This is a genomic window from Actinomycetes bacterium (assembly GCA_035506535.1).
Taxonomy (GTDB): Bacteria; Actinomycetota; Actinomycetes; order DATJPE01; family DATJPE01; genus DATJPE01.
Window position 1 is genome coordinate 1 of sequence record DATJPE010000023.1, and the last position, 20,972, is coordinate 20,972.

General features: G+C 71.1%; 13 protein-coding genes. 5 read left to right on the forward strand and 8 right to left on the reverse strand.

What is annotated here, in order from left to right:
* Window positions 1-534: hypothetical protein (locus VMI11_03195; protein ID HTY71411.1), on the forward strand; the 534-nt coding region annotated here is incomplete at its 5' end.
* Between the two features lie 29 nt (window positions 535-563).
* Here VMI11_03195 and VMI11_03200 read toward each other — a convergent pair.
* The 6 genes from VMI11_03200 to VMI11_03225 form a co-directional block, all read right to left on the reverse strand.
* On the reverse strand, window positions 564-2,324 hold the full coding sequence (locus VMI11_03200; GenBank protein HTY71412.1) for a DUF4012 domain-containing protein: 1,761 nt from the start codon (window positions 2,322-2,324) through the stop codon (window positions 564-566).
* Between the two features lie 79 nt (window positions 2,325-2,403).
* Window positions 2,404-3,933 (reverse strand): sugar transferase, encoded by a 1,530-nt coding sequence (locus VMI11_03205; GenBank protein HTY71413.1) that lies wholly within the window; start codon window positions 3,931-3,933, stop codon window positions 2,404-2,406.
* Window positions 3,934-4,203: 270 nt separating this feature from the next.
* Window positions 4,204-6,387, reverse strand: a complete 2,184-nt coding sequence (glgB, locus tag VMI11_03210) for a 1,4-alpha-glucan branching protein GlgB (protein HTY71414.1) — start codon at window positions 6,385-6,387, stop codon at window positions 4,204-4,206.
* Window positions 6,384-7,724 (reverse strand): hypothetical protein, encoded by a 1,341-nt coding sequence (locus tag VMI11_03215; GenBank protein ID HTY71415.1) that lies wholly within the window; start codon window positions 7,722-7,724, stop codon window positions 6,384-6,386. Before VMI11_03215 ends, glgB begins: the two co-directional genes overlap by 4 nt.
* Window positions 7,721-9,421, reverse strand: a complete 1,701-nt coding sequence (gene treS / locus VMI11_03220) for a maltose alpha-D-glucosyltransferase (GenBank protein ID HTY71416.1) — start codon at window positions 9,419-9,421, stop codon at window positions 7,721-7,723. The genes VMI11_03215 and treS overlap by 4 nt, the downstream gene beginning before the upstream one ends.
* Window positions 9,418-11,388: an alpha-1,4-glucan--maltose-1-phosphate maltosyltransferase gene (locus tag VMI11_03225; GenBank protein ID HTY71417.1), complete on the reverse strand. Its 1,971-nt coding sequence runs from the start codon at window positions 11,386-11,388 to the stop codon at window positions 9,418-9,420. Before VMI11_03225 ends, treS begins: the two co-directional genes overlap by 4 nt.
* Window positions 11,389-11,483: 95 nt before the next feature.
* Between VMI11_03225 and glgP the strand changes: the two genes are divergently transcribed.
* Both glgP and VMI11_03235 read left to right on the forward strand, forming a co-directional pair.
* Window positions 11,484-14,090 (forward strand): alpha-glucan family phosphorylase, encoded by a 2,607-nt coding sequence (glgP, locus tag VMI11_03230; protein ID HTY71418.1) that lies wholly within the window; start codon window positions 11,484-11,486, stop codon window positions 14,088-14,090.
* A gap of 30 nt (window positions 14,091-14,120) precedes the next feature.
* Window positions 14,121-15,203, forward strand: coding sequence for a glycosyl hydrolase (locus tag VMI11_03235; GenBank protein HTY71419.1), 1,083 nt, complete (start codon window positions 14,121-14,123; stop codon window positions 15,201-15,203).
* On the opposite strand, the gene glgX is transcribed toward VMI11_03235, so the two are convergent.
* Together glgX and VMI11_03245 are read right to left on the reverse strand one after the other, a co-directional pair.
* Window positions 15,200-17,374: a glycogen debranching protein GlgX gene (gene glgX / locus VMI11_03240; protein ID HTY71420.1), complete on the reverse strand. Its 2,175-nt coding sequence runs from the start codon at window positions 17,372-17,374 to the stop codon at window positions 15,200-15,202. The genes VMI11_03235 and glgX overlap by 4 nt on opposite strands.
* A gap of 27 nt (window positions 17,375-17,401) precedes the next feature.
* Complete coding sequence (locus VMI11_03245) at window positions 17,402-18,694, reverse strand: class I SAM-dependent methyltransferase (protein HTY71421.1); 1,293 nt, start codon at window positions 18,692-18,694, stop codon at window positions 17,402-17,404.
* A 129-nt stretch (window positions 18,695-18,823) separates the two neighbouring features.
* Here VMI11_03245 and VMI11_03250 point away from each other — a divergent pair, with 129 nt between their 5' ends.
* Entirely contained in the window at window positions 18,824-20,401 is a 1,578-nt protein-coding gene (locus VMI11_03250) for an MBOAT family protein (protein ID HTY71422.1), read from the forward strand.
* A gap of 7 nt (window positions 20,402-20,408) precedes the next feature.
* On the forward strand, window positions 20,409-20,972 hold a 564-nt coding region (locus tag VMI11_03255), incomplete at its 3' end, for a hypothetical protein (GenBank protein ID HTY71423.1).

A 20,972-nucleotide genomic window follows, 5' to 3' on the forward strand; every position in this document is an offset into this window, starting at 1 on the left:
CACAAGCACCACAAGCACCACACCTATCCGCCGAAGACCAAGCTGACGCTGGTCGCGGACCGTGCCACGGTCGCCAAGGGCCAGCAGGTCACCCTGACCGCCGGCAACGTGGCCAAGGGTTGCCGGGTCAAGTTCACCTTCGGCTCGCTCAGCACGAGCACGCCGAGCTCGAACGGGACGGCCAGGGCGACCTTCACCTCTCCGTACAGCCACGGCACGATCACGGCCTCGGCCCACACCTACGGGTGCAACTATCCCGAGTCCGCCTATACGACCGTGAAGGCGACGTCGCCGGCGTGCCACGTCGGCTACGTCAAGAGGCAGAAGCCGTTCCACGTCACGCTGGGGCGCTTCCCCGCGGGGAGCCTGATCGAGATCAGGGTCTACAACACCCACTTCTCCAAGACCCAGCACGTCAGGACCGACTCCCACGGCGGGGTCTCGGTGGTGTTCGTGGTACCGAGGTCCGGCTCCTATCTCGTGGTGGCCTCGGGCGGTGGGACCTACTCCACGATCACCTTCGTCGTGCACTGAAACGTCGGTGGCGGGCGGGAGGCGTCGGGTCAGCCCGTGCCCGGAGCGCCGCACGCCGTCCCGGCCACGGCTCGAGCCGTCGCGGGGATCGCCATCGGCTGCAGCAGCACGGTCGGCGCGGAGATGGCCGGGCGTAGCCCGGCCTCGACGGGCTGGAGCACCTGGAAGGCGACGGTCCGCGTCTGGCCGGGGCGCAGCTCGACCGCGAGGCCCCACACCGGATGGCTGCGCTCCTGGCCCACGCTGACCTCGACCTGCTGGTCGTCCACGGTCACGAGCGGCGCCTCGGCGTCCACCGGTCCGTACAGGTCGACGAGCACGCGGTTGGCGCCGCGGACGGTCGGGGGTTCCTGCAGCTCCAGGCGGTCGGGCCGGGCCACGACGTAGTCCGGCAGTCCGGTGGCGGGGGCGGTGTTGGTGAGCCGGATGACGACCTGGGACAGCCGTACGTCCCCCAGGCAGTTGCCCTGGTCGTAGGTCGTGTCGACCCGCAGATAGGCGTCCAGCTTGTTCCCGCCCCCGTTGTTGATGACCGGCATCACGACGGGTCCGGGCTGGTCGGGCAGCACGCCACCGACCGCCATCGCGGCCAGCTTCGTCTCCTCCTCAGGGTGGGACGACCACACCGTGAGCCGGTGCTGGGTGACCGGCTCACGCAGGGCGGACACCAGCGGGGCCAGGTCCACCTGACCGGCAACGAGGCGCTGGAACACCTCGCGAACGAGCTCGCCCACGACGGCGTCCTTGTCCGTCACGTCTGGGAACTCGCGGTAGATGTCCTTGGACAGGAAGGAGACCGCGTTCGCGGCGGTGACCGTGACGCCGCGAACGGCGACCGGCCCGGTCCCGGCGAGCAGCCCGGCCACCACGTACTGGTCGAGGCCCACCACGGCGTCGAGGGACTGGCCGGTGAGCTTGCGCCACCCGTTGTCCACCAGCTGGCCGGTGTAGGGCCAGTGCGGGCTCAGGTCGAGGCCCGCCCACACCTGGGCGTCCGTCCCCCACAGCTGGAGGTAGTCGGTCGGCAGACCCGTGGTGGGGATGACGATCCCGCCGGGAAGGCTCTTGCGCGAGGCCGACCGCACGAGCCGGACCTGTCCGTGGTCGCTGCTCAGGATGGCGTACGCGCCGATCAGTCCCCCGGCGCCGCGAGCCTCCGCGTCGTTCTCCAGCGCCAGAAAGATCCGCCGCGGGCCGTCCGCCCCGAGCATCGCCGGGAGGACGCCCAGGACGGGGGCAGCGGCGCTCAGCGCCCCGTCGGCCTTGTCCAGCGCGCTGCGCAACGCGGACATCGCATCGGCGACCTCGGGACGCAGCCCCGCGGTGTCGATCGAGTCCACGCGGGCGGTCCCGGACGAGACCACCGTCTGCAGCCCGGCGGTGGCGGCGGCGACCTGCGCCAGCGCGGCGGTGTCGATGCGTCCCGTGCTCGCCAGCCGGTCGGGGGTCAGCCTCGGCAGGGCGCCGGCCATGGGAGCGGCCGCGGCCGCGACCTGGGCCATGACCCCGGATGCGACGCGGACGGCCGCCGCGTCCCGGCCCGGCCCGGGCAGCTGGGCGGCGAGCCACCACAGGGGGTCGTGGCTGATCGAGCGCGCGGTGCCCGCCTGCTGCCCGAGGGCGCTCAGGTCATCGCCCAGGGCGGCGAGGCGGAACGCCTTCGCGTCGGCGCTGGTCCGTTCGGCCAGGCTGCGCAGGGTGCGCAGCTCGCGGTCGGCCTGCCTGGCGCGGTAGGCCACCCAACCGCCGGCCGTGACCAGGAGAAGCGAAACGACGACGACCGCGGCCAACAGTCGGCGGCCGCGGTGCTTCCTACGTCGATGATGCGAGCGTGGGCTCGCGTGTGACCGATCCTCGGTCGGGGCGGTGTCAGCCTCCGCCACCGCGGACGACCTCGCGGACGGTGCGCAGCAGCACCTTGAGATCCAGCCAGAACGACCAGGACTCGATGTAGAAGTTGTCGTAGCGGGCCCGGTCCTCGATGGAGGTGTCCCCGCGCAGCCCGCTCACCTGGGCGAGCCCGGTCAGGCCGACCGGCACCCGGTGGCGGTGCGGGTAGCGCGGGAAGTCGGCCGAGAACTGCTCCACGAAGTACGGCCGCTCCGGCCGCGGCCCGACGATCGTCATGTCACCGCGGATGATGTTCCAGAGCTGCGGCAGCTCGTCGAGGCTGGTCTTGCGCAGGACCCGGCCCACGGGGCCGACCCGGGGGTTGCCCTTGATGTTCCAGGTGACGTCCGCGTCGCCTGGAGCCTCCGGGCGCATGGACCGGAACTTGAGCAGCTCGAACGGCTCCCCGTCCTTGCCGATGCGGACCTGCCGGAAGATGACCCCCCGGCCGCCCTCGAGCCGGACCGCGATCGCGCAGGCCAGCAGCACCGGCGCCAGGCAGATCATGGCGAGTGACGCGACGACCAGGTCGAAGGCCCGCTTGAAGCGCCAGGAGGGGCCGGAGAGGGCACGTCGGGGGAGCCGGACGATCGGGTACGCCCCGATGTGGTCGCCGGCCCGCTGGGCCACGTCCATCTCGAACATCCGCGGCACCACGAAGACCTGCCGCCTGGCGAAGGCCCGCTGACGGATCAGGGCGACGAGGTCCTCCTCCTTCTCGTTGCCGAACGCGATGATCAAGATGTTCACGCCGTGCATGTCGAGGATCTGCTCGAGCTGGTCGGTGCTGCCGAGCCAGGGGGCGACCTCCTCGGTCTCGGGGACCGGGCGCGTCCGGTCGACGCAGCCGACCGCCCGCAAGCCGTACTCGGGGTGGTTGCGCAGGGTGGCCGCCAGCTTCTGGGTGACCATGCCCCCGCCCAGGAACACCGTTCGGTGGCTGACCAGGCCCCGCTTGCGAGCCAACCGGAGGAACGCGAAGACGATGCCGCGCATCATCAGCTGCAGCAGCGCGCCGAGGCTCGCCAGGACGAGGAAGTGCCGCACGGAGCGGCCGCTGCTGACGGCGAGGAACAGGGCGACCACGCCGATCGAGGTGGCCATCCGGCCCAGGAGGGCGGGTGTCTCGTCGAGCAGCGACAGGTGCAGTCGTGGGCTGTAGAGGTGGCCGCTGGCGAACAGCGTCATGGTCAGGGCCAGGGTGAGCAGCAGCACCCGGAGGTTGGCCGGGTGGAGCAGGATGTAGAAGAGGGCGACGGACAGGTCACCTGCGATCAGCAGGTAGCGCGCCTGCATCCGCGGCCGGCTGCGCCCGGGGCGGTAGTCGTGCACGACCTCGAGGCGATCGTGGACGACCCTGGGGCGGTCGTCGTCCTCGAGCCGTGCCGTCGAGGACGGCGTCCCGTCCAGGGCCGGGCGGTGGCCACGAGCGAGGTTGCGTGAGCGCCCCTCGGTCACCGCGCCCCGGCTGGCCCGGACGACGTGTCGCCGGCTCCCGCGGTCGGACATCCACCAACCCCCTGTGTTCGAGCGCACGGCCCCCCGGAGACGTCGAGCGTTTCACGTTAGGCGCTGGACGAGGCCGGGGTGTTTCCGTGCTGTTACCCCTGTGCGGCCTTCCCGGGAACGCCCGACGACTCTCCCCCCGGAGGCGTCGCTCCCGCGTCGTCCGCCGTCCAAACCCTAGTGGGTGGGCGATCCGGGTCGGATCCCCCGTTCGTCCGATCGCCCTTGTGTATCAAGGGGAATCACGTGCAGTGACCGAAGGCTCACGGCCTGTCAGATGGCCGGTCGGAACCAGACCGTCCCCAGCGGGGGGACGTTGAGCACCGCCGAGGCGGGCCGGCCGTGCCAGCTCTCCTGGGTCGCCTCGACCGCGCCCAGGTTGCCCACCCCGCTGCCGCAGTAGACATCGGCGTCGGTGTTGAGCACCTCCTCCCAGCGCCCCGCGAAGGGCAGCCCGAGGCGGTACCCGTGGTGCGGGAGCGCGGCGAAGTTCGACACGCAGGCGAGCGCCCCGCCGTGGTGGTCCCAGCGCAGGAAGGAGAAGGTGTTGCCGCCGGCGTCGTTGGCGTCGATCCACTCGAAGCCGCCCGGCTCGTGGTCGCGGGCCCACAGGGCCGGCGTCTGCCGGTAGACCCGGTTGAGGTCGCGCACCACGGCCTGCATGCCACGGTGGTCGGCGTGGTCGAGCAGCCACCAGTCGAGAGCGCGGTCGGCGGACCATTCCGCCTCCTGACCGATCTCTCCTCCCATGAAGATCAGCTGCTTTCCCGGGTGCGCCCACATGTAGGCCAGGTACGCCCGCAGGGTCGCGAGCTGCTGCCAGCGGTCGCCCGGGATCTTGCGCAGCAGGGACCCCTTGCCGTGGACGACCTCGTCGTGGGAGAGCGGCAGCACGTACTGCTCGCTCCAGGCGTAGACGAGCGAGAAGGTCATCTCGTTGTGGTGCCACTGGCGATGGACCGGCTCGTGCGCGACGTAGGACAAGGTGTCGTGCATCCAGCCCATGTTCCACTTGAGCCCGAAGCCGAGTCCGCCGAGGTGGGTCGGCCGGGTGACACCGGGCCAGGCGGTGGACTCCTCGGCGATGGTCACCGTGCCGGGGCTGCGCTTGTAGACGGTGGCGTTGGCCTCCTGGAGGAACGACACGGCCTCGAGGTTCTCGCGCCCGCCGAAGGCGTTCGGCGCCCACTCCCCGGCCTTGCGGCTGTAGTCGAGGTAGAGCATCGACGCGACGGCGTCGACGCGCAGGCCGTCGATGTGGAACTCCTCGAGCCAGTAGGTCGCGTTCGCGACCAAGAAGTTGCGCACCTCGCGTCGGCCGAAGTCGAAGATGTAGGTCCCCCAGTCCATCTGCTCCCCGCGCCTGGGGTCGGGGTGCTCATACAGCGCCGTGCCGTCGAAGCGGGCCAGCGCCCAGGCGTCCTTGGGGAAGTGCCCGGGCACCCAGTCGACGATGACTCCGATCCCCGCCTGGTGCAGGCGGTCCACCAAGAGCCGGAAGTCGTCCGGGGAGCCGAAGCGAGACGTCGGGGCGTAGTACCCGGTGACCTGGTACCCCCAGGACGGCGCGAACGGGTGCTCGGCCACGGGCAGGAACTCCACGTGGGTGAAGGCGAGGTCGGCCACGTACGAGACCAGCTCCTCGGCGAGCTGGACGTAGGACAGGCCGGGCCGCCACGACCCGAGGTGGACCTCGTAGATGCTCATCGGCTGGTTGTGCGGGTCGCTCCCCGCGCGCCGGGCCATCCACTCCTCGTCCCCCCACACGTGGGCCGAGGTGAAGACTCGGGAGGCGGTGGCGGGGGGCTGCTCGGTGGCCTGCGCGAGCGGGTCGGACTTCTGCCGCCGGACCCCGTCGGCCCCGAGCACCTCGAACTTGTAGAGAGTGCCGTCCCCGACGTCGGGGACGAACAGCTCCCAGACGCCTGACGACCCGAGCGAGCGCATGGGGTGCGCCCGGCCGTCCCAGTGGTTGAAGTCACCGACGACGCGTACGCCGCGCGCGTTCGGTGCCCACACCGCGAAGGCCGTGCCGACCACGTCGCCGAGGACACCGGGATAGCGGTGGACGCGCGCCCCGAGCACCTTCCACAGCTGCTCGTGGCGCCCCTCACCGATCAGGTGGAGGTCGACCTCGCCCAGGGTCGGCAGGAAGCGGTAGGGGTCGTCCGACGTGTGCGCTCCCTGACCGTAGTCGACCTCCAGCCGGTAGTCCGGGACGTCGGTGCCCGGTAGGAGGACGGCGAAGACGCCCTCGTGCACGTGCTCCATCGGGAACCGCCCGCCCGGGGTCACCACGGTCACCGAGGACGCGAGCGGGCGCAGCGCCCGGATGACCACGCCGTCCGCGCTGGGGTGGGGACCCAGCAGGCCGTGCGGGTTGTGGTCGGCGCCGGCGACCACGGCCTCGATCCAGGTGTGGTCGTGGGTGGCAGGCGTCGCGTGCTTGGCGCTCATGGGTTACCAGCCAGTCGATCGAGGGCGGACAGCGGTATCGACACCCAGTGCGGGCGCATGCGGGACTCGTAGACGACTTCGTAGATCACCTTGTCCGCTTCGTATGCCCGAAGCAACCGGTCCTGGTCGCGCGGGTCGGCGCCTGCGGCGTGGGCGTAGCCCTCGCAGAAGGCCGCACGGTTGCGCTCGGCCCACTCCGACGCCCGATAGGAGGCCTGCGAGTCCGGGGTCTCGTCCCCGAGGGCGTAACGCGCCGCGTAGTCGAAGGAGCGGAGCATCCCGGCGACGTCGCGCAGGGGGCTGTCGAGAGCGCGACGCTCCTCGACCGGCGTGGACGGCTCGCCCTCGAAGTCGAGGATCTTCCAGCCGGTGCTCACCCGCATGGTCTGACCGAGGTGCAGGTCGCCGTGCACGCGCTGGGCCGTCACCTCCACGGGCTGCGCGGCGAGCGAGTGGTAGAGCGCGGCCACCGCGTCGGCGTACGCGCCCAGCACCGGCGCCGCCTCCTGCGCCTCCTCCAGCCGCTCGAGGAATCGCCGGGCGCGCCCCGCGATCTCGGCTGCGCCCCACTGCTCGGTCGCGAGGGTGGCGCGTAGCGCCGCGTGCACCTCCGCGGTGGCCGCGCCCAGCCGGTGCGCCTCGGAGGCGAAGTCCCCGCCGACCTCCTCGGCGTACAGGTCACCCTCGCGCAGCAGGTCGCGCACGCTGCTGATCGCGAGCTCCCAGCCCTCGGCCCCACCGCCGAGGAACTCCTGGGCGAAGGCCAACACGCCGGCGCCGGTCTCGAGCCAGCCGAAGGGGGCAGCGACGTAAGGGCAGTCCGCCGCTTCGAGCGCGGCGTGCATCTCGACGTCAGGGTTGACGCCGGGCTGCGCCCGGCGGAACACCTTGAGGATGAGCGCGGAGCCGAACACCAGCGAGGTGTTGCTCTGCTCCGCGGTGAGGACTCGCCCAGGGGTGCCGAGCGGCAGCTCGCGGACCCCGATGCGATGGGCCGCGACACCGTCGACGCGTCGGGAGCCGTCGAGCAGCTCCAGCCACAGCTGGGTGGCGTCCCGGTCGTGCAGCGCGTCGTAGTACCACGTGCCGTCCAGCTCGCCGACCAGCACGTGTGTCAGCCGCTCGTCGGGGGACTCTCGTGCCTCGACGGCCAGCTGGTAGTCGTGCTCGGTCCCGCCGTGCTCGACGCGCAGGCGCCACAGCTCGACGAGCGGGTCCTCGCGCAGCACGCTCAGGACATCGATGCCGATGACGGCGTACGTGGTCCCCTTGCCAGCGAACCACCGGGCGTTCTCGAGGAAGGAGTCAAGGCCCGCGGGGGTCGCGCGTGGGCTCATCCCTCGTCCTTCCGCAGGCGCAGCCAGTAGAAGCCGTAGGGCGCGAGGGTCAGCAGGTAGGGGAGCTCTCCGATGCGGGGGAACTCGACGCCCCCGGTGAGCTCGACCGGACGGCGGCCTTCGAACGCCGACAGGTCGAGCTCGGTCGGCTGCGGGAACCTCGAGAGGTTGTTGACCGCCAGGACGACGTCCTCCCCGTAGATCCTGGCGAAGGTGAGCACCGCGGGGTTGGTCCCGCCGAGGTCGGTGTAGCTGCCGAGGCCGAAGGCGGGATGGCTCTTGCGGACCTGGAGCATCCGCCGGGTCCAGTGCAGCAGCGAGGAGGTCGAGCGAAGCTGCGCCTCGACGTTGGTCACCTGGTAGCCGTACACCGGGTCGGCGACGAGCGGCAGATAGAGCCGCCCCGGGTCGCACGTGGAGAACCCGGCGTTGCGGTCGGGGGTCCACTGCATCGGCGTCCGCACGCCATCGCGGTCGGCGAGCCAGATGTTGTCGCCCATCCCGATCTCGTCGCCGTAGTAGAGGACCGGGGAACCGGGCAGCGACAGGAGCAGCGCGTTGAACAGCCTGATCTGCCCCTGGTCGTTGTCGAGGAGCGGGGCGAGCCTGCGCCGGATGCCGACGTTGGCCTTCATCCGCGGGTCCTGCGCGTACTCGGCGTACATGTAGTCGCGCTCTTCGTCGGTCACCATCTCGAGCGTCAGCTCGTCGTGGTTGCGCAGGAAGATGCCCCACTGGCACTGACTGGGGATCGCCGGTGTCCGCTCGAGGATCTCGGTGATGGGGAAGCGCGACTCTCGGCGAACCGCCATGAACAGTCGGGGCATGACGGGGAAGTGGAACGCCATGTGGCACTCGTCGCCGCCGGCCTCCGGGTCGCCCATGTAGTCGACGACGTCCTCGGGCCACTGGTTGGCCTCGGCGAGGAGCACCTTGTCGGGGTAGAGGCGGTCGATCTCGGTGCGCAGCATCCTGAGGAAGGCGTGCGTGGCGGGAAGGTTCTCGCAGTTCGTGCCCTCCTGCTCGAAGAGGTAGGGCACGGCGTCGAGCCGGAAGCCGTCGATGCCGACGTCGAGCCAGAACCGCAACGCCTCGAGGATCGCCTCCTGCACCCGTGGGTTCTCGTAGTTCAGGTCGGGCTGGTGGCTGAAGAATCGGTGCCAGAAGTACTGCTTGCGCAACGGGTCGTAGGTCCAGTTGGACGTCTCGGTGTCGACGAAGATGATCCTCGCGTCGGCGTACCCCACGTCGTCGTCGGCCCACACGTAGAAGTCCCCGTAGGGCCCGTCCGGGTCCGAGCGGCTCGCCTGGAACCACGGGTGCTGGTCGCTGGTGTGGTTCATGACGAAGTCGATGATCACCCGCATCCCACGCTCGTGTGCCGCGTCGACGAACTCCACGAAGTCGCCGAGCGTCCCGAACTCGGGGAGCACCTCGGTCAGGTGCGAGATGTCGTAGCCGCCGTCACGCAGGGGGGAGGCGAAGAAGGGCGGCAGCCACAGGCAGTCGATCCCGAGCCAGGCAAGATAGTCGAGCTTGCCGGTCAGACCCCGAAGATCGCCGGTCCCGTCGCCGTCGCTGTCGGAGAAGGCCCGGACCAGGACCTCGTAGAAGACGGCTCGCTTGTACCACTGCGGGTCACGCGCCACCCGGTCGTCGTAGGCGTTCGGTACGGCTCCGGGGGTCGGGACGCTCACAAGGGGCTCCGCACGTGGAACACGTGCGCCGGCTCCACGAAGGGGTCGAGACGGACGTAGTTGTGCTCCGCCCACGGGAAGCTCGCTGCGGTGAGCTCGTCGTGGACGACGTACCAGTCGCCGGGGACGAGTCCGAGGGCACCGAGGTCGAGATGGACCGTGGTCTCACGCGCGCCGTGCGGATCGAGGTTGACGACCATGACCATCACGTCCTCGCCCTCGCGCTTGGAGTAGCAGATGACCTGGTCGCTGTCGGTCGGGTGGAAGGTGAGGTTGCGCAGCCGGTGCAGCGCCGGATGTTCGCGGCGGATCTCGTTGAGGCGGGTGAGGTACGGCGCCAGCGAGCGGCCCTCTGCCTCCGCCTTGGCGTAGTCGCGGGGCCGGAAGTCGTACTTCTCGGAGTCGAGGTACTCCTCGCTGCCAGGACGCAGGGCGACGTGCTCGAAAAGTTCGTACCCCGAGTAGACCCCCCATGTCGGGGAGAGGGTCGCCGCGAGGACGGCCCGGATCTTGAACGCGGCCGGGCCGCCGTACTGCAGATAGGCGTGCAGGATGTCGGGCGTGTTGACGAAGCAGTTGGGACGCAGCACATGAGCCGTCGAGTGGGCGAGCTCGTTGAAGTAGCTCTCCAGCTCCCACTTCTCGTTGCGCCACGTGAAATAGGTGTAGGACTGGTGGAAGCCCACGGTGGCCAGCTGGCGCATCATGGCCGGCCGGGTGAACGCCTCTGCCAGGAACAGCACGTCGGGGTCGCTCGCGTGGATCTCCCCGAGCAGCTCCTCCCAGAAGGCCACCGGCTTGGTGTGCGGGTTGTCCACCCGGAAGATCCGGACCCCGTGGTCCATCCACAGTCGGACGACGCGGCGGACCTCGTCGTACAGGCCCGGGTAGTCGTGGTCGAAGTTCAGCGGGTAGATGTCCTGGTACTTCTTCGGCGGGTTCTCGGCGTAGGCGATCGATCCGTCGGCACGCTGGCTGAACCACTCCGGGTGCTCGGTGACCCACGGGTGGTCCGGGGAGGCCTGGAGAGCGAGGTCGAGCGCCACCTCCATCCCCAGCGAGCGGACCGCGGCGACGAAGGCGTCGAAGTCCTCCATCGTCCCGAGCTCAGGGTGGATCGCGTCGTGCCCGCCCTCCGCGGAGCCGACGGCCCAGGGCACCCCGGGGTCGTTCGGACCCGGGTCGAGGGTGTTGTTCGGCCCCTTGCGAAAACTCCGCCCGATCGGGTGGATCGGTGGGAGGTAGACGACGTCGAAGCCCATGGCCGCGACCTCGGGCAGCCGGGCCTGCGCGGTCTCGAACGTCCCGGACGCCCAGCTCCCGTCCGGGCGGCGCCGGGCCCCGACCGAGCGGGGGAAGAACTCGTACCACGAGCCGAAGAGGGCGCGCTCGCGCTCCACGCGCAACGGGCAGCGCTCCGAGCGGGTGATGAGGTCGCGCAGCGGCCCGGCGTGCAGGATCCGGGTGACGTCGGCCGACGTCGCCGCCGCGAGTCGTGCCTCCGCCGGGCGGGAGGCGTCCCGCAGGGCCCTGGACACACCCGCGAGGTGCTCGCGGTCCGCCCCCTTGACGCGGGCCGCGGCCCGATCGAACAGCCGCGCGCCCTCCTCCGCCATGAGCTCCACGTCGAGCCCGGCCGGCAGCTTGATCTCCGCGTCGTGCAGCCAGCTGCCGATCGGATCGCTCCACGCCTCGATGAGGAAGCTCCACGAGCCCTCGACGTCGGGGGTCACGTCGGCGCCCCAACGGTCCGTGCCCGGCGCGAGCAGGCGCATCGGCGTCCACGGGCCCTTGGACCCGTCGGGTCGCCGCAGGACGACGTTCGCGCCGAGCAGGTCGTGGCCCTCTCGGAACACCGTGGCACTGACCGGGAAGGTCTCGCCGACCACCGCCTTGGCCGGCCACTTGCCGCAGCTCACGACCGGAGCGATGTCGAGAATCGGGATACGGCCCGTCTTGGCAGTCATCGATCGGGAACCTACTCCCGACGGGTGGTCTCCCACGCGTCGAACGACTCTCCGGTTTGCGAACCTGCAACCTGAGCCCACTAGGGTTCGCGCTCATGCGAGCGATCCGTCGTTTCACCGTGCGCACGGTGCTGCCCGAGCCGCTGGCCCCTCTGGGCGAGCTGGTCAGCAACCTGCGCTGGTCCTGGCATGCGCCGACGCGCGACCTGTTGGCTTCGATCGACCCCGAGCTGTGGCACCGCCTCGGTGAGGACCCGACGCGGCTGCTCGGGGCGGTGCCTCCGAGCCGCCTCGAGTCGCTCGCCCACGACGGTGACTTCCTGGGGCGCCTGCACGCGGCCCACGACCACCTGCAGCACTACCTCGCCGAGCCACGCTGGTACCAGTCGTACTCGGAGGAGCGGCCGGCGAGCGTCGCCTACTTCTCACCGGAGTTCGGGATCACCCATGTGCTGCCGCAGTACTCGGGCGGCCTGGGCATCCTGGCCGGTGACCATCTGAAGAGCGCCAGCGACCTCGGTGTCCCGATTCTCGGCGTGGGTCTGCTGTATCGCAGCGGGTACTTCAAGCAGTCCTTGTCGGCGGACGGCTGGCAGCAGGAGTACTACCCGGTGCTGGACCCCAACGAGCTCCCGATCACCCTCGTCCGGGACGCCTCCGGCCAGCCGCTCACCGTGCGCCTCGACCTCCCCAGCAACCGTGCCCTGGTCGCCCAGGTGTGGAAGGCTGAGGTCGGCCGGGTGCCGCTCCTGCTGCTGGACTCGAACACCGAGCGCAACGAGCCGCAGGAGCGCGACGTCACCGACCGCCTCTATGGCGGCGGCTCCGAGCACCGCCTGCTGCAGGAGATGCTGCTGGGCATCGGAGGCGTACGTGCGCTGCGCGCGTGGTGCCGGTTGACCGACCACCCCATGCCCGAGGTCTGGCACACCAACGAGGGGCACGCCGGCTTCCAGGGGGTGGAGCGGATCCGTGAGCTGGTGGAGGATGAGGGCCTGGGCTTCGAGGCGGCGATCGAGGCCGCGCGCGCGGGCACCGTCTTCACGACGCACACCCCGGTGCCGGCGGGCATCGACCGCTTCCCGCGAGAGCTCGTCGAGCAGCACTTCAACTCCGGCGTCTTCTCCGCCGAGATCCCGGTCGAGCGGATCCTCTCGCTCGGGGCCGAGACCTACCAGGGCGGCGATCCCAGCGTGTTCAACATGGCGGTCATGGGCCTGCGCCTCGCGCAACGCTCCAACGGGGTCGCCCGCCTGCACGGGGTCGTCAGCCGCCGCATGTTCAACGGGCTGTGGCCAGCCTTCGACGAGGACGAGGTGCCCATCCAGTCGGTCACCAACGGGGTCCACGCCCCGACCTGGGTGGCGCGTGAGGCCCTTCATCTCATCGAGCGCGCCACGGGAGGGCAGGACGTCTCTCAGGAGGGGGACGCCTGGGCGGCGCTCGAGCACGTCTCGGACGGTGAGATCTGGGCGACCCGGCGGCTCCTGCGAGAGCGTCTCGTCCAGGAGGCGAGGCAGCGGCTGCGCGCCAGCTGGCTGCAGCGGGGGGCCAGCCCCGCGGAGCTGTCGTGGATCGACGACGTCCTCGACCCGGACGTGCTCACGATCGGCTTCGCCCGCCGCGTCCCGTCGTACAAGCGGCTCACCTTGATGATGCACGACGAGGAGCGGTTGAAGTCCCTCCTGCTCCACCCGACCCGGCCGGTCCAGATCGTGGTCGCGGGCAAGGCCCATCCCGCCGACGACGGGGGCAAGAAGCTGATCCAGCAGCTGGTCCGCTTCAGCGACGACCCCGAGATCCGCCACCGCATCGTCTTCCTGCCCGACTACGACATGGCGATGGCGCAGAACCTCTACCCGGGCTGCGACGTGTGGCTCAACAACCCGCTTCGCCCGCTCGAGGCCTGCGGCACGTCGGGCATGAAGGCAGCGCTGAACGGCTGCCTGAACCTCTCGATCCTCGACGGCTGGTGGGACGAGATGTTCGACGGGCAGAACGGCTGGGCCATCCCGACGGCCGACGGCGTGGACGACCCCGAGCGCCGTGACGCCCTCGAGGCCGGTGCTCTGTACGAGCTGATCGAGAACGGCGTCTCGACCCGCTTCTACGACCGCGACGAGCACGGCAACCCGCCGCGCTGGCTCGCGATGGTCCGGCACACCCTCGCGACTCTCGGCCCCAAGGTCCTCGCCAGCCGCATGGTGCGCGACTACGTGACCGAGCTCTACACACCGGCGGCCGTCTCGGCGCGAGCGGTGGACGGGCCAGGCCACGCCCGCGCGGTGGGGCTCGCCGCGTGGAAGGCGAGGGTGACCCAGGCGTGGCCCGCGGTGCGGGTGGACCATGTGGAGACGACCCCCGTGGAAGACGCGCCCGAGCTCGGCCAGAAGCTCGGGCTGCGCGTGTTCGTGTCCGTCGGCAGCCTCACGCCGGACGACGTCCGGGTCGAGGTGGTCCACGGCCGGGTGGACGACAACGACCGCATCATCGTGCCGTCGGAGTCCGCGCTCGAGCCGGCCGAGGAGTACGAGGACGGTCGGTGGCGCTACGAGGGGACCCTCACCCTGGAGCGCGCCGGCTCCTTCGGCTACACCATCCGCGTGCTGCCGCGCAACGAGCTTCTGGCGAGCCCGGCGGAGATGAACCTGGTCGCCCTCCCGCCCGACCGCAGGACCGCGTCGGAGACCGCCCTTCGCTGATCCTCAGGCTCGTGAGGCACAGTGGAGTCCATGGGGGGAGCGGTCGAGACGCGCTCGGTCGACCAGCCGTCGCGCCGTCGTCGCCGGCCGGGCCGACGGGCCGGGGTGGCGGTGCTGGTGGTCCTCGCCCTGGTGGTGATCGGCCTCGGGCTGGCGCGCCCGTGGTCCCACGGGTCCGCAGTGGCCCTGCCGGTGCTGCCGTCGGTCGCTCCCCAGCCGCTTCCGGACGTGGCGTCCGGGGTCTACTGCGGCGGGACGGGAACGTCGTGCGTGACGTCGTTCGAGCAGTGGCGGGGGCGTTCGGTCGGCATCGTCGGCGCCTACCTGCCGCAGTCGACCTGGGCGGACATCCAGGTGCCGGCGTGGTGGGCGCAGACCTGGGCGAGCAGCCCCTATCGCGACCGCATGCTCATCACGGTCCCGATGTTGCCCAACCTGACGTGGACCACGATGAGCGCCGGGGCTCAGGGGCAGTACGACGTCTACTTCCGGCACACCGCGCTCAACCTTGTCGCCGCCGGGCTCGGCAACGCCTGGATCCGCATCGGTCCCGAGCTCAACGGCACCTGGTTCCGCTGGTCGGCGCAGCCTGACCCGCTCGCCTACCAGGAGTACTTCCGCCACATCGTGGATGCGATGCGCTCGGTGCCCGGCCAGTCCTTCCGGTTCGACTGGAACGTGGCCGTCGGCGGCGACCTCCACATGGACGCGACGCTCGCCTACCCGGGCGACGCCTATGTCGACGCGATCGGCGAGGACGTCTACGACATGAAGTGGAACGACCCTCACTCCACGCCGGAGTCGCGCTGGGACCACCTCGTGGACCCGACCGGGCCGACGGCTCAGGGCCTGGAGTTCTGGGCCCGCTTCGCGGCCCAGCACGACAAGCCGCTGTCCTACGGCGAGTGGGGGCTGGTCGGACCGGGGTCACCCATGGCCAAAGGCGGCGGTGGCGGCGACGACCCGGCGTTCATCGACCACATGCACCAGTGGTTCGGGACGCACACGACAGCGTTCGAGGTCTACTTCAACCGCAATCCGCCCGATGGCCGGCACGTGATCGACGACGGCAGCTTCCCCCAGGCGGCCGCGCGCTACCAGCAGCTGTTCTAGGACGCTGGTCGCTGGCCCGGGCCGCGGCCCAGTGGCTCGCGGTGGGCCTCGAGGAGCACGAAGGATCGCGCGCCGAGGACGACGACGTCCCCGGGGGAGTCCATCCAGTGCGCTGGCCGCGGGCGCTCGTCGGCGGTGTCGAACAGTCGCTGGTACTTCCCCGCCCACGGCGCGGCGGGCAGCACGAACTCGGCCTCGTGCTCGGCCCCGTGCAGCAGCAGGAGGAACGAGGTGTCGGTGATCGGCTCGCCTCGGGCGTTGCGGGCCTGGAGCGCGTCACCGGCCAGGTACATCCCCAGCGTGTGCAGGCCCGGCGACCACCAGAGGTCGTCGGTGAGCTCGCTGCCGTCGGGGGCGAACCACGCGAGGTCCTTGGGGCCGCCCGGCACCGCCGGGCGGCCCTCGAAGAAGTGGCGGTGGCGCAGTACCGGATGGGCCCGGCGGAGCTCCAGCAGACTGCGGGTGAACTCGAGGAGGTCGCGCTGCCAGGGCTCGAGGGCCCAGTCCACCCACGAGACCTCGTTGTCCTGGCAGTAGGCGTTGTTGTTGCCGTCCTGGGTGCGCCCGATCTCGTCGCCCGCCGTGATCATGGGGACACCGGTGGAGAGCAGGAGCGTGGCGAGCATGCTGCGCATGGTTCGCCGCCGTGACGACAGCACCTGGAGGTCGGCCGACTCCCCCTCCACGCCGTGGTTCCAGGAACGGTTGTCATCGCTTCCGTCCCTGTTGTGCTCGCCGTTGTCCTCGTTGCGCTTGCGCTCGTAGGTCACGAGGTCCCGCAAGGTGAACCCGTCGTGACAGGTGACGAAGTTGACCGACGAGAAGGGCCGTCGCCCGTCGTCGGCGTACAGGTCCGAGGAGCCGGAGAGGCGGTAGCCGAGCGCGCGCACCCCTCCGCTACGTCCCCGCCAGAAGTCACGCACGGTGTCGCGGTACTGGTCGTTCCACTCCGACCAGAGCGGGGGGAACTCGCCCACCTGGTAGCCGCCGGCGCCGACGTCCCACGGCTCGGCGATCAGCTTCACCCCCGACAGCACGGGGTCCTGCTGGATCGTGGTGAGGAAGCCGCTGAGCATGTCCACGTCGTGCAGGGAGCGGGCCAGGGCCGAGGCGAGGTCGAACCGGAAGCCGTCCACGTGCATCTCCTGCACCCAGTACCGCAGGGAGTCCATGACCAGCTGCAGGACGTGAGGGTGGGAGAGGTCCAGCGTGTTGCCCGTCCCGGTGTAGTCGGCGTAGCGACGTCGGTCGTTGGCGAGCTTGTAGTACGCGGCGTTGCCGATCCCGCGGAAGCTCAGCGTCGGGCCGTGGTCGTCCCCCTCGGCGGTGTGGTTGTACACCACGTCGAGGATCAGCTCCAGGCCGGCCTCGTGCAGCGCCTTGACCATCGCCTTGAACTCGCCCACCTGAGCGCCTCTGCTGCCGGAGGAGGAGTAGCCGGCATGTGGCGCGAAGTAGGCCAGGGTGCTGTACCCCCAGTAGTTCGAGAGCCCGCTCTGGTGGAGCCGCGGCTCGGTGACGAACTGGTGCACCGGCAACAATTCGACGGCGGTGACCCCGAGGCCGATCAGGTGCTCGAGCGCCGCTGGGTGGGCCAGACCGGCGTAGGTCCCCCGGAGCGGTTCGGGGACTCCGGGATGGCGTCGGGTCAGACCCTTGACGTGCGCCTCGTAGATGATCGTGTCGCTCCACGCGACGCGCGGCGGTCGGTCCTCACCCCAGTCGAAGCCGTCGCGGACCACCACCGACTTCGGGACGTAGGGAGCGGAGTCCCGCTCGTCACGCACGCCGGTGTCGCCCCCGCGGACGTGCCCGAAGATCGCGTCGTCGTCCACGAGTGGCCCGTCGACGGCACGGGCGTAGGGGTCGACGAGCAGCTTCGCCGGGTTGAAGCGGTGCCCGCGCGCGGGATCCCACGGCCCGTGCACGCGAAAGCCGTAGCGGTCCCCGGGGCGGACACCGGGCAGGTAGCCGTGCCAGACGTGGAAGGTCTGCTCGTCGAGGGAGTAGCGCGTCTCCACGCCGTCGTCGGAGAACACGCACATCTCGACACCGTGCGCGTCCTCGGTCCACACCGCGACGTTGACCCCCTCGTCATCCGGGGTCACCCCCAGCGGGGCCCACTGCCCGGGCCAGGGACGTTCACCATGACGAGGTCCGGGCTCGAGGATTTCGGGCTCGAGATGTCCGGGCACGGCTCAGTGCAGGGTCGCTGCCCGGGGGAGCCCGAGAGTGGGCGAGCTGCCGGCCGCGACGACCGCCAGCACCTCGACGGTGTCTGCCTGCTGCAGGTCCCCCTTGCGGAACTGGGTGAAGAAGGCCTCCTGGCGTCCCTCGCCGAAGACGAAGGTGATCTTCGGCTTGGAGGGGGGGCGCTTGGCCAGGTCCCAGCGCCAGCGGGCGATGAGGGTCTCACCGGCGTAGGCGTCGACCACGACGGCCTTGAGGCCGTCCGCCTCGGCCGTGTCCAGCTCCAGCCGCAGCCCTCGAGCCGAGGCGACGTCGAAGGCCAGTCCACCGGTGTGGCCCCCCAGACGAGGAAGGCGCGAGCGGGCGGCGCTCACGGTGCACGTGACGCCCTCCTTGGCCGGGGCGATCCGCGGCGCGTCGACACCCTTGGCCGTGCGCGCCGGGCGCGCCGTGGCGAGGTCGATGCGGTGGAAGGCGCGCGGCCCAGGGCGCGGCGGCGGGGGTTCCCGCCCCTCGACCGCCGCCACGGCGGCGACCGCAGCGCGGGGGCTGGCCTCCGCCCGATGCGAGGAGAGGATGAGCGCCCACTTGTCGGCGGCCACGTCGACCGCGTGGACGTGCAGCCCCGCGTCCTCGATCATCCGTCGGGTACGGTCGGCATCGAAGATCGACACGTGGCCCCAGACCGACTCGAGCCGGCCGTTGACCGGCACCGACACCAGGAGGTCCGCGTCCGGGGGGAGCGCGTCGGCGAGCGCGCGAACGGCCTTCTCCGGGTCGTCGACGTGCTCCAGCACCTCGACGCAGACCACCAGCGTGGGGGCGAACTCCGCGACCAACCGCGGGTCGAGGTCGTAGAGGTCGCCCTGCATGACGCGGCCGCGGTCGTCCAGTCCGTTGACCGCCAGGACCTCGTTGGCCTTCACCACGTTGCGAGGGTCCAGCTCGATGCCGAGGTAGGCGGCGGCGCCCCCGTCACGCAGGAACAGCCCGGCGGTGTAGCCCTTGCCGGTGCCGATCTCGAGGACGCGGTCACCGTGCCCGACGAAGTCCAGCGTGCGGCGGAAGCGCGCCAGGGTGTTCGGCGTCTCGTAGACCTCCGTCGAGCGGGCCGTCCAGCCCTCGGGGCGGCGCAGCGGACGGAACCACTGCGCGCCTCGTTCGCGCTCGGCGTCCCACCGGTGGGACAGCAGCGCCTTGGACCGTTGGGCACCGATCATGCCCAGCAGGTCCAGGGTGTCCCACCCCGAGCGCACCAGGGCCTGCTCGGACTGGAGGGCGACGTCGTCGAGTGCTTCCACGGCGGCCAGCGTAAGGGAGGAGCCGGGCCGTCACGACACGCAACCTCGCGAGGCCGTGTCGCGTCCTCGGGCCGGTAGCGTGCGAACGACGCTGCGGTCGTCATCGACGTGGTGCGAGGAAGCGGTCAGGTGATCTTCCCAACGGTGCAGTTCGCCGGCTTCTTCGTCGTCGTGCTCTGCCTCAGCTGGGCGCTGATGCCACGGCCCAGGCTGTGGAAGCCGTTCATCCTGGTGGCGTCGTACGTCTTCTACGGCTACGCGGACTGGCGCTTCGTCTGCCTGCTCGCGGGGTCCACGGTCCTGAACCAGGGCGCCGCCGTCCTCATGCACCGCACCGCCTCCCCGGTCAACCGCACCCGCCTGCTCACCGGCGCGGTCGCGCTGAACCTGGGGCTGCTCGGCGTGTTCAAGTACCTCGACTTCTTCGAGGGCTCGGTCGAGCGGATGCTGGGTGCCCTCCACCTGCAGGCGCCGGTGCCGCTGCTCGAGGTCGCCCTGCCCATCGGGATCTCGTTCTTCACCTTCCAGGCCATCTCCTACGTCGCCGACGTGCACGCCGGGCGGATCCGGCCGGCCACCGCGATCGACTACGCGATCTACGAGGCGTTCTTCCCCCACCTCATCGCCGGCCCGATCGTGCGGGCACGGGAGTTCATCCCTCAGCTGGCGTCCCCGCGGGACCGCTCGTCCGTCGCGACCGGGCCGGCGCTGTTCCTGATCCTCGGGGGGCTGTTCAAGAAGGTCGTGCTGGCCGACCTGCTCGCGACGCGTCTGGTCGACCCGGTGTTCGACGCCCCCAGGGCGCACTCGGGTCAGGAGGCGCTCGCCGCCATCTACGGCTACGCGGTACAGATCTACTGCGACTTCTCGGCCTACACCGACATGGCGATCGGCCTCGCCCTGCTCCTCGGCTTCCGGTTCCCGCAGAACTTCGACCGCCCGTACACCGCTGCGTCGCTGCAGGACTTCTGGCGGCGATGGCACATGACCTTGTCCCGGTGGCTGCGCGACTACCTCTACATCCCGCTCGGCGGCAGCCGGGACGGCCGCTGGCGCACGTACCGCAACATCATGATCACGATGCTGCTGGGCGGCCTCTGGCACGGCGCGAACTGGACCTTCGTGGTCTGGGGCGGACTGCACGGCGCCGGGCTGGTGGTCGAGCGCTGGGCCCGGGACCGCGAGGAACGCGGCACATCCGCGTCGCTCGCCGGCGACGGGACGCCGCGGGGGTCAGGGGAGCGCGTCCTCGTCGGAGCGGGTGCCGCCCCGGTGGCCGCCGGGGTGCTGCTCGCGGCGAGACGGACCCGGCCACGCGGGCTGCGCCACCGGGTCCGCGACCTCGACCCGAACGCCGACCTCGACGCGCCCGGACCGGGCCGGGCGCTGCGCGGCTTCCTGACCTTCCAGTTCGTCTGCCTGGCGTGGGTGTTCTTCCGCTCGCGCAGCGTTCCGGCCGCGCTGGAGCTGCTGGGCCGCCTCCCGCACCCGGGGCCGTCGCCGCTCATCACGCTGCCGGTCCTGGCGGCGATGGCGGCGGGCTTCGCGACCCAGGTCGTGCCGACGGAGTTCTGGACGGGGATCCAGGAGCGCTTCAGCGCCCTGCCACTCCTCGCCCAGGGCGCGGCCCTCGGCTGCTCAGTCGTCGTCGTCACCTCGCTGGTCGCCGACCAGGGAGTGGCTCCCTTCCTCTACTTCCGGTTCTGAGGTCGCGATGAGCAGCGACGAGGAGCGGCGGCCCACCGAGGAGCCCATCGACGCGGTCGCACATCCGGCCACCCGGGTGCGCGCCGGGAGGACGACCGCCGGACAGGCGATCGTGGTCGTGCTCGTCGCGCTGCTGACCGCGGCCGCCCTGGACTCCAGGGCGCTGGTGCGCGCCGGCCTCGGGATGCGGCCTGGTCTGACGCGCAGCGCGACGCTGGCCGTGGCGCAGCCGCTGAACCGGGCCGCCGGCGCCAGCGGCCTCGACCTGCCGCGCCGCGGACTGGACGCCGCGCTGCGCCGGCAGGACAGCCAGGGCGGCGTCATCTCCGGCGCGTCGGTGCCCCCGCCGCTCCCCTCGGCGCCAGGCCCCTCGCCGCAGCCGGGCGCCTCACCTGCCGGCCGGCCGACGGCGTCACCGCCGCCCCCCTCACCGCCGCTGCTGCGGGTCCCGACCCGATCGCGTCCGCTGCGCGTGCTGGTCACGGGCGACTCGCTGTCGACGTACGTCGCCGACGACATCGACCAGCTCGCCCAGGCGCGCGGCCTGCTCTCGGTGACCGGGATCTCCGCC

Coding starts and splice junctions, on each gene's coding strand:
- VMI11_03205 (HTY71413.1), bottom strand. CDS start 3,933: ATGTCCGACCGCGGGAGCCGGCGACACGTCGTCCGGGCCAGCCGGGGC.
- glgB (HTY71414.1), bottom strand. CDS start 6,387: ATGAGCGCCAAGCACGCGACGCCTGCCACCCACGACCACACCTGGATC.
- VMI11_03215 (HTY71415.1), bottom strand. CDS start 7,724: ATGAGCCCACGCGCGACCCCCGCGGGCCTTGACTCCTTCCTCGAGAAC.
- VMI11_03225 (HTY71417.1), bottom strand. CDS start 11,388: ATGACTGCCAAGACGGGCCGTATCCCGATTCTCGACATCGCTCCGGTC.
- glgP (HTY71418.1), top strand. CDS start 11,484: ATGCGAGCGATCCGTCGTTTCACCGTGCGCACGGTGCTGCCCGAGCCG.
- VMI11_03235 (HTY71419.1), top strand. CDS start 14,121: ATGGGGGGAGCGGTCGAGACGCGCTCGGTCGACCAGCCGTCGCGCCGT.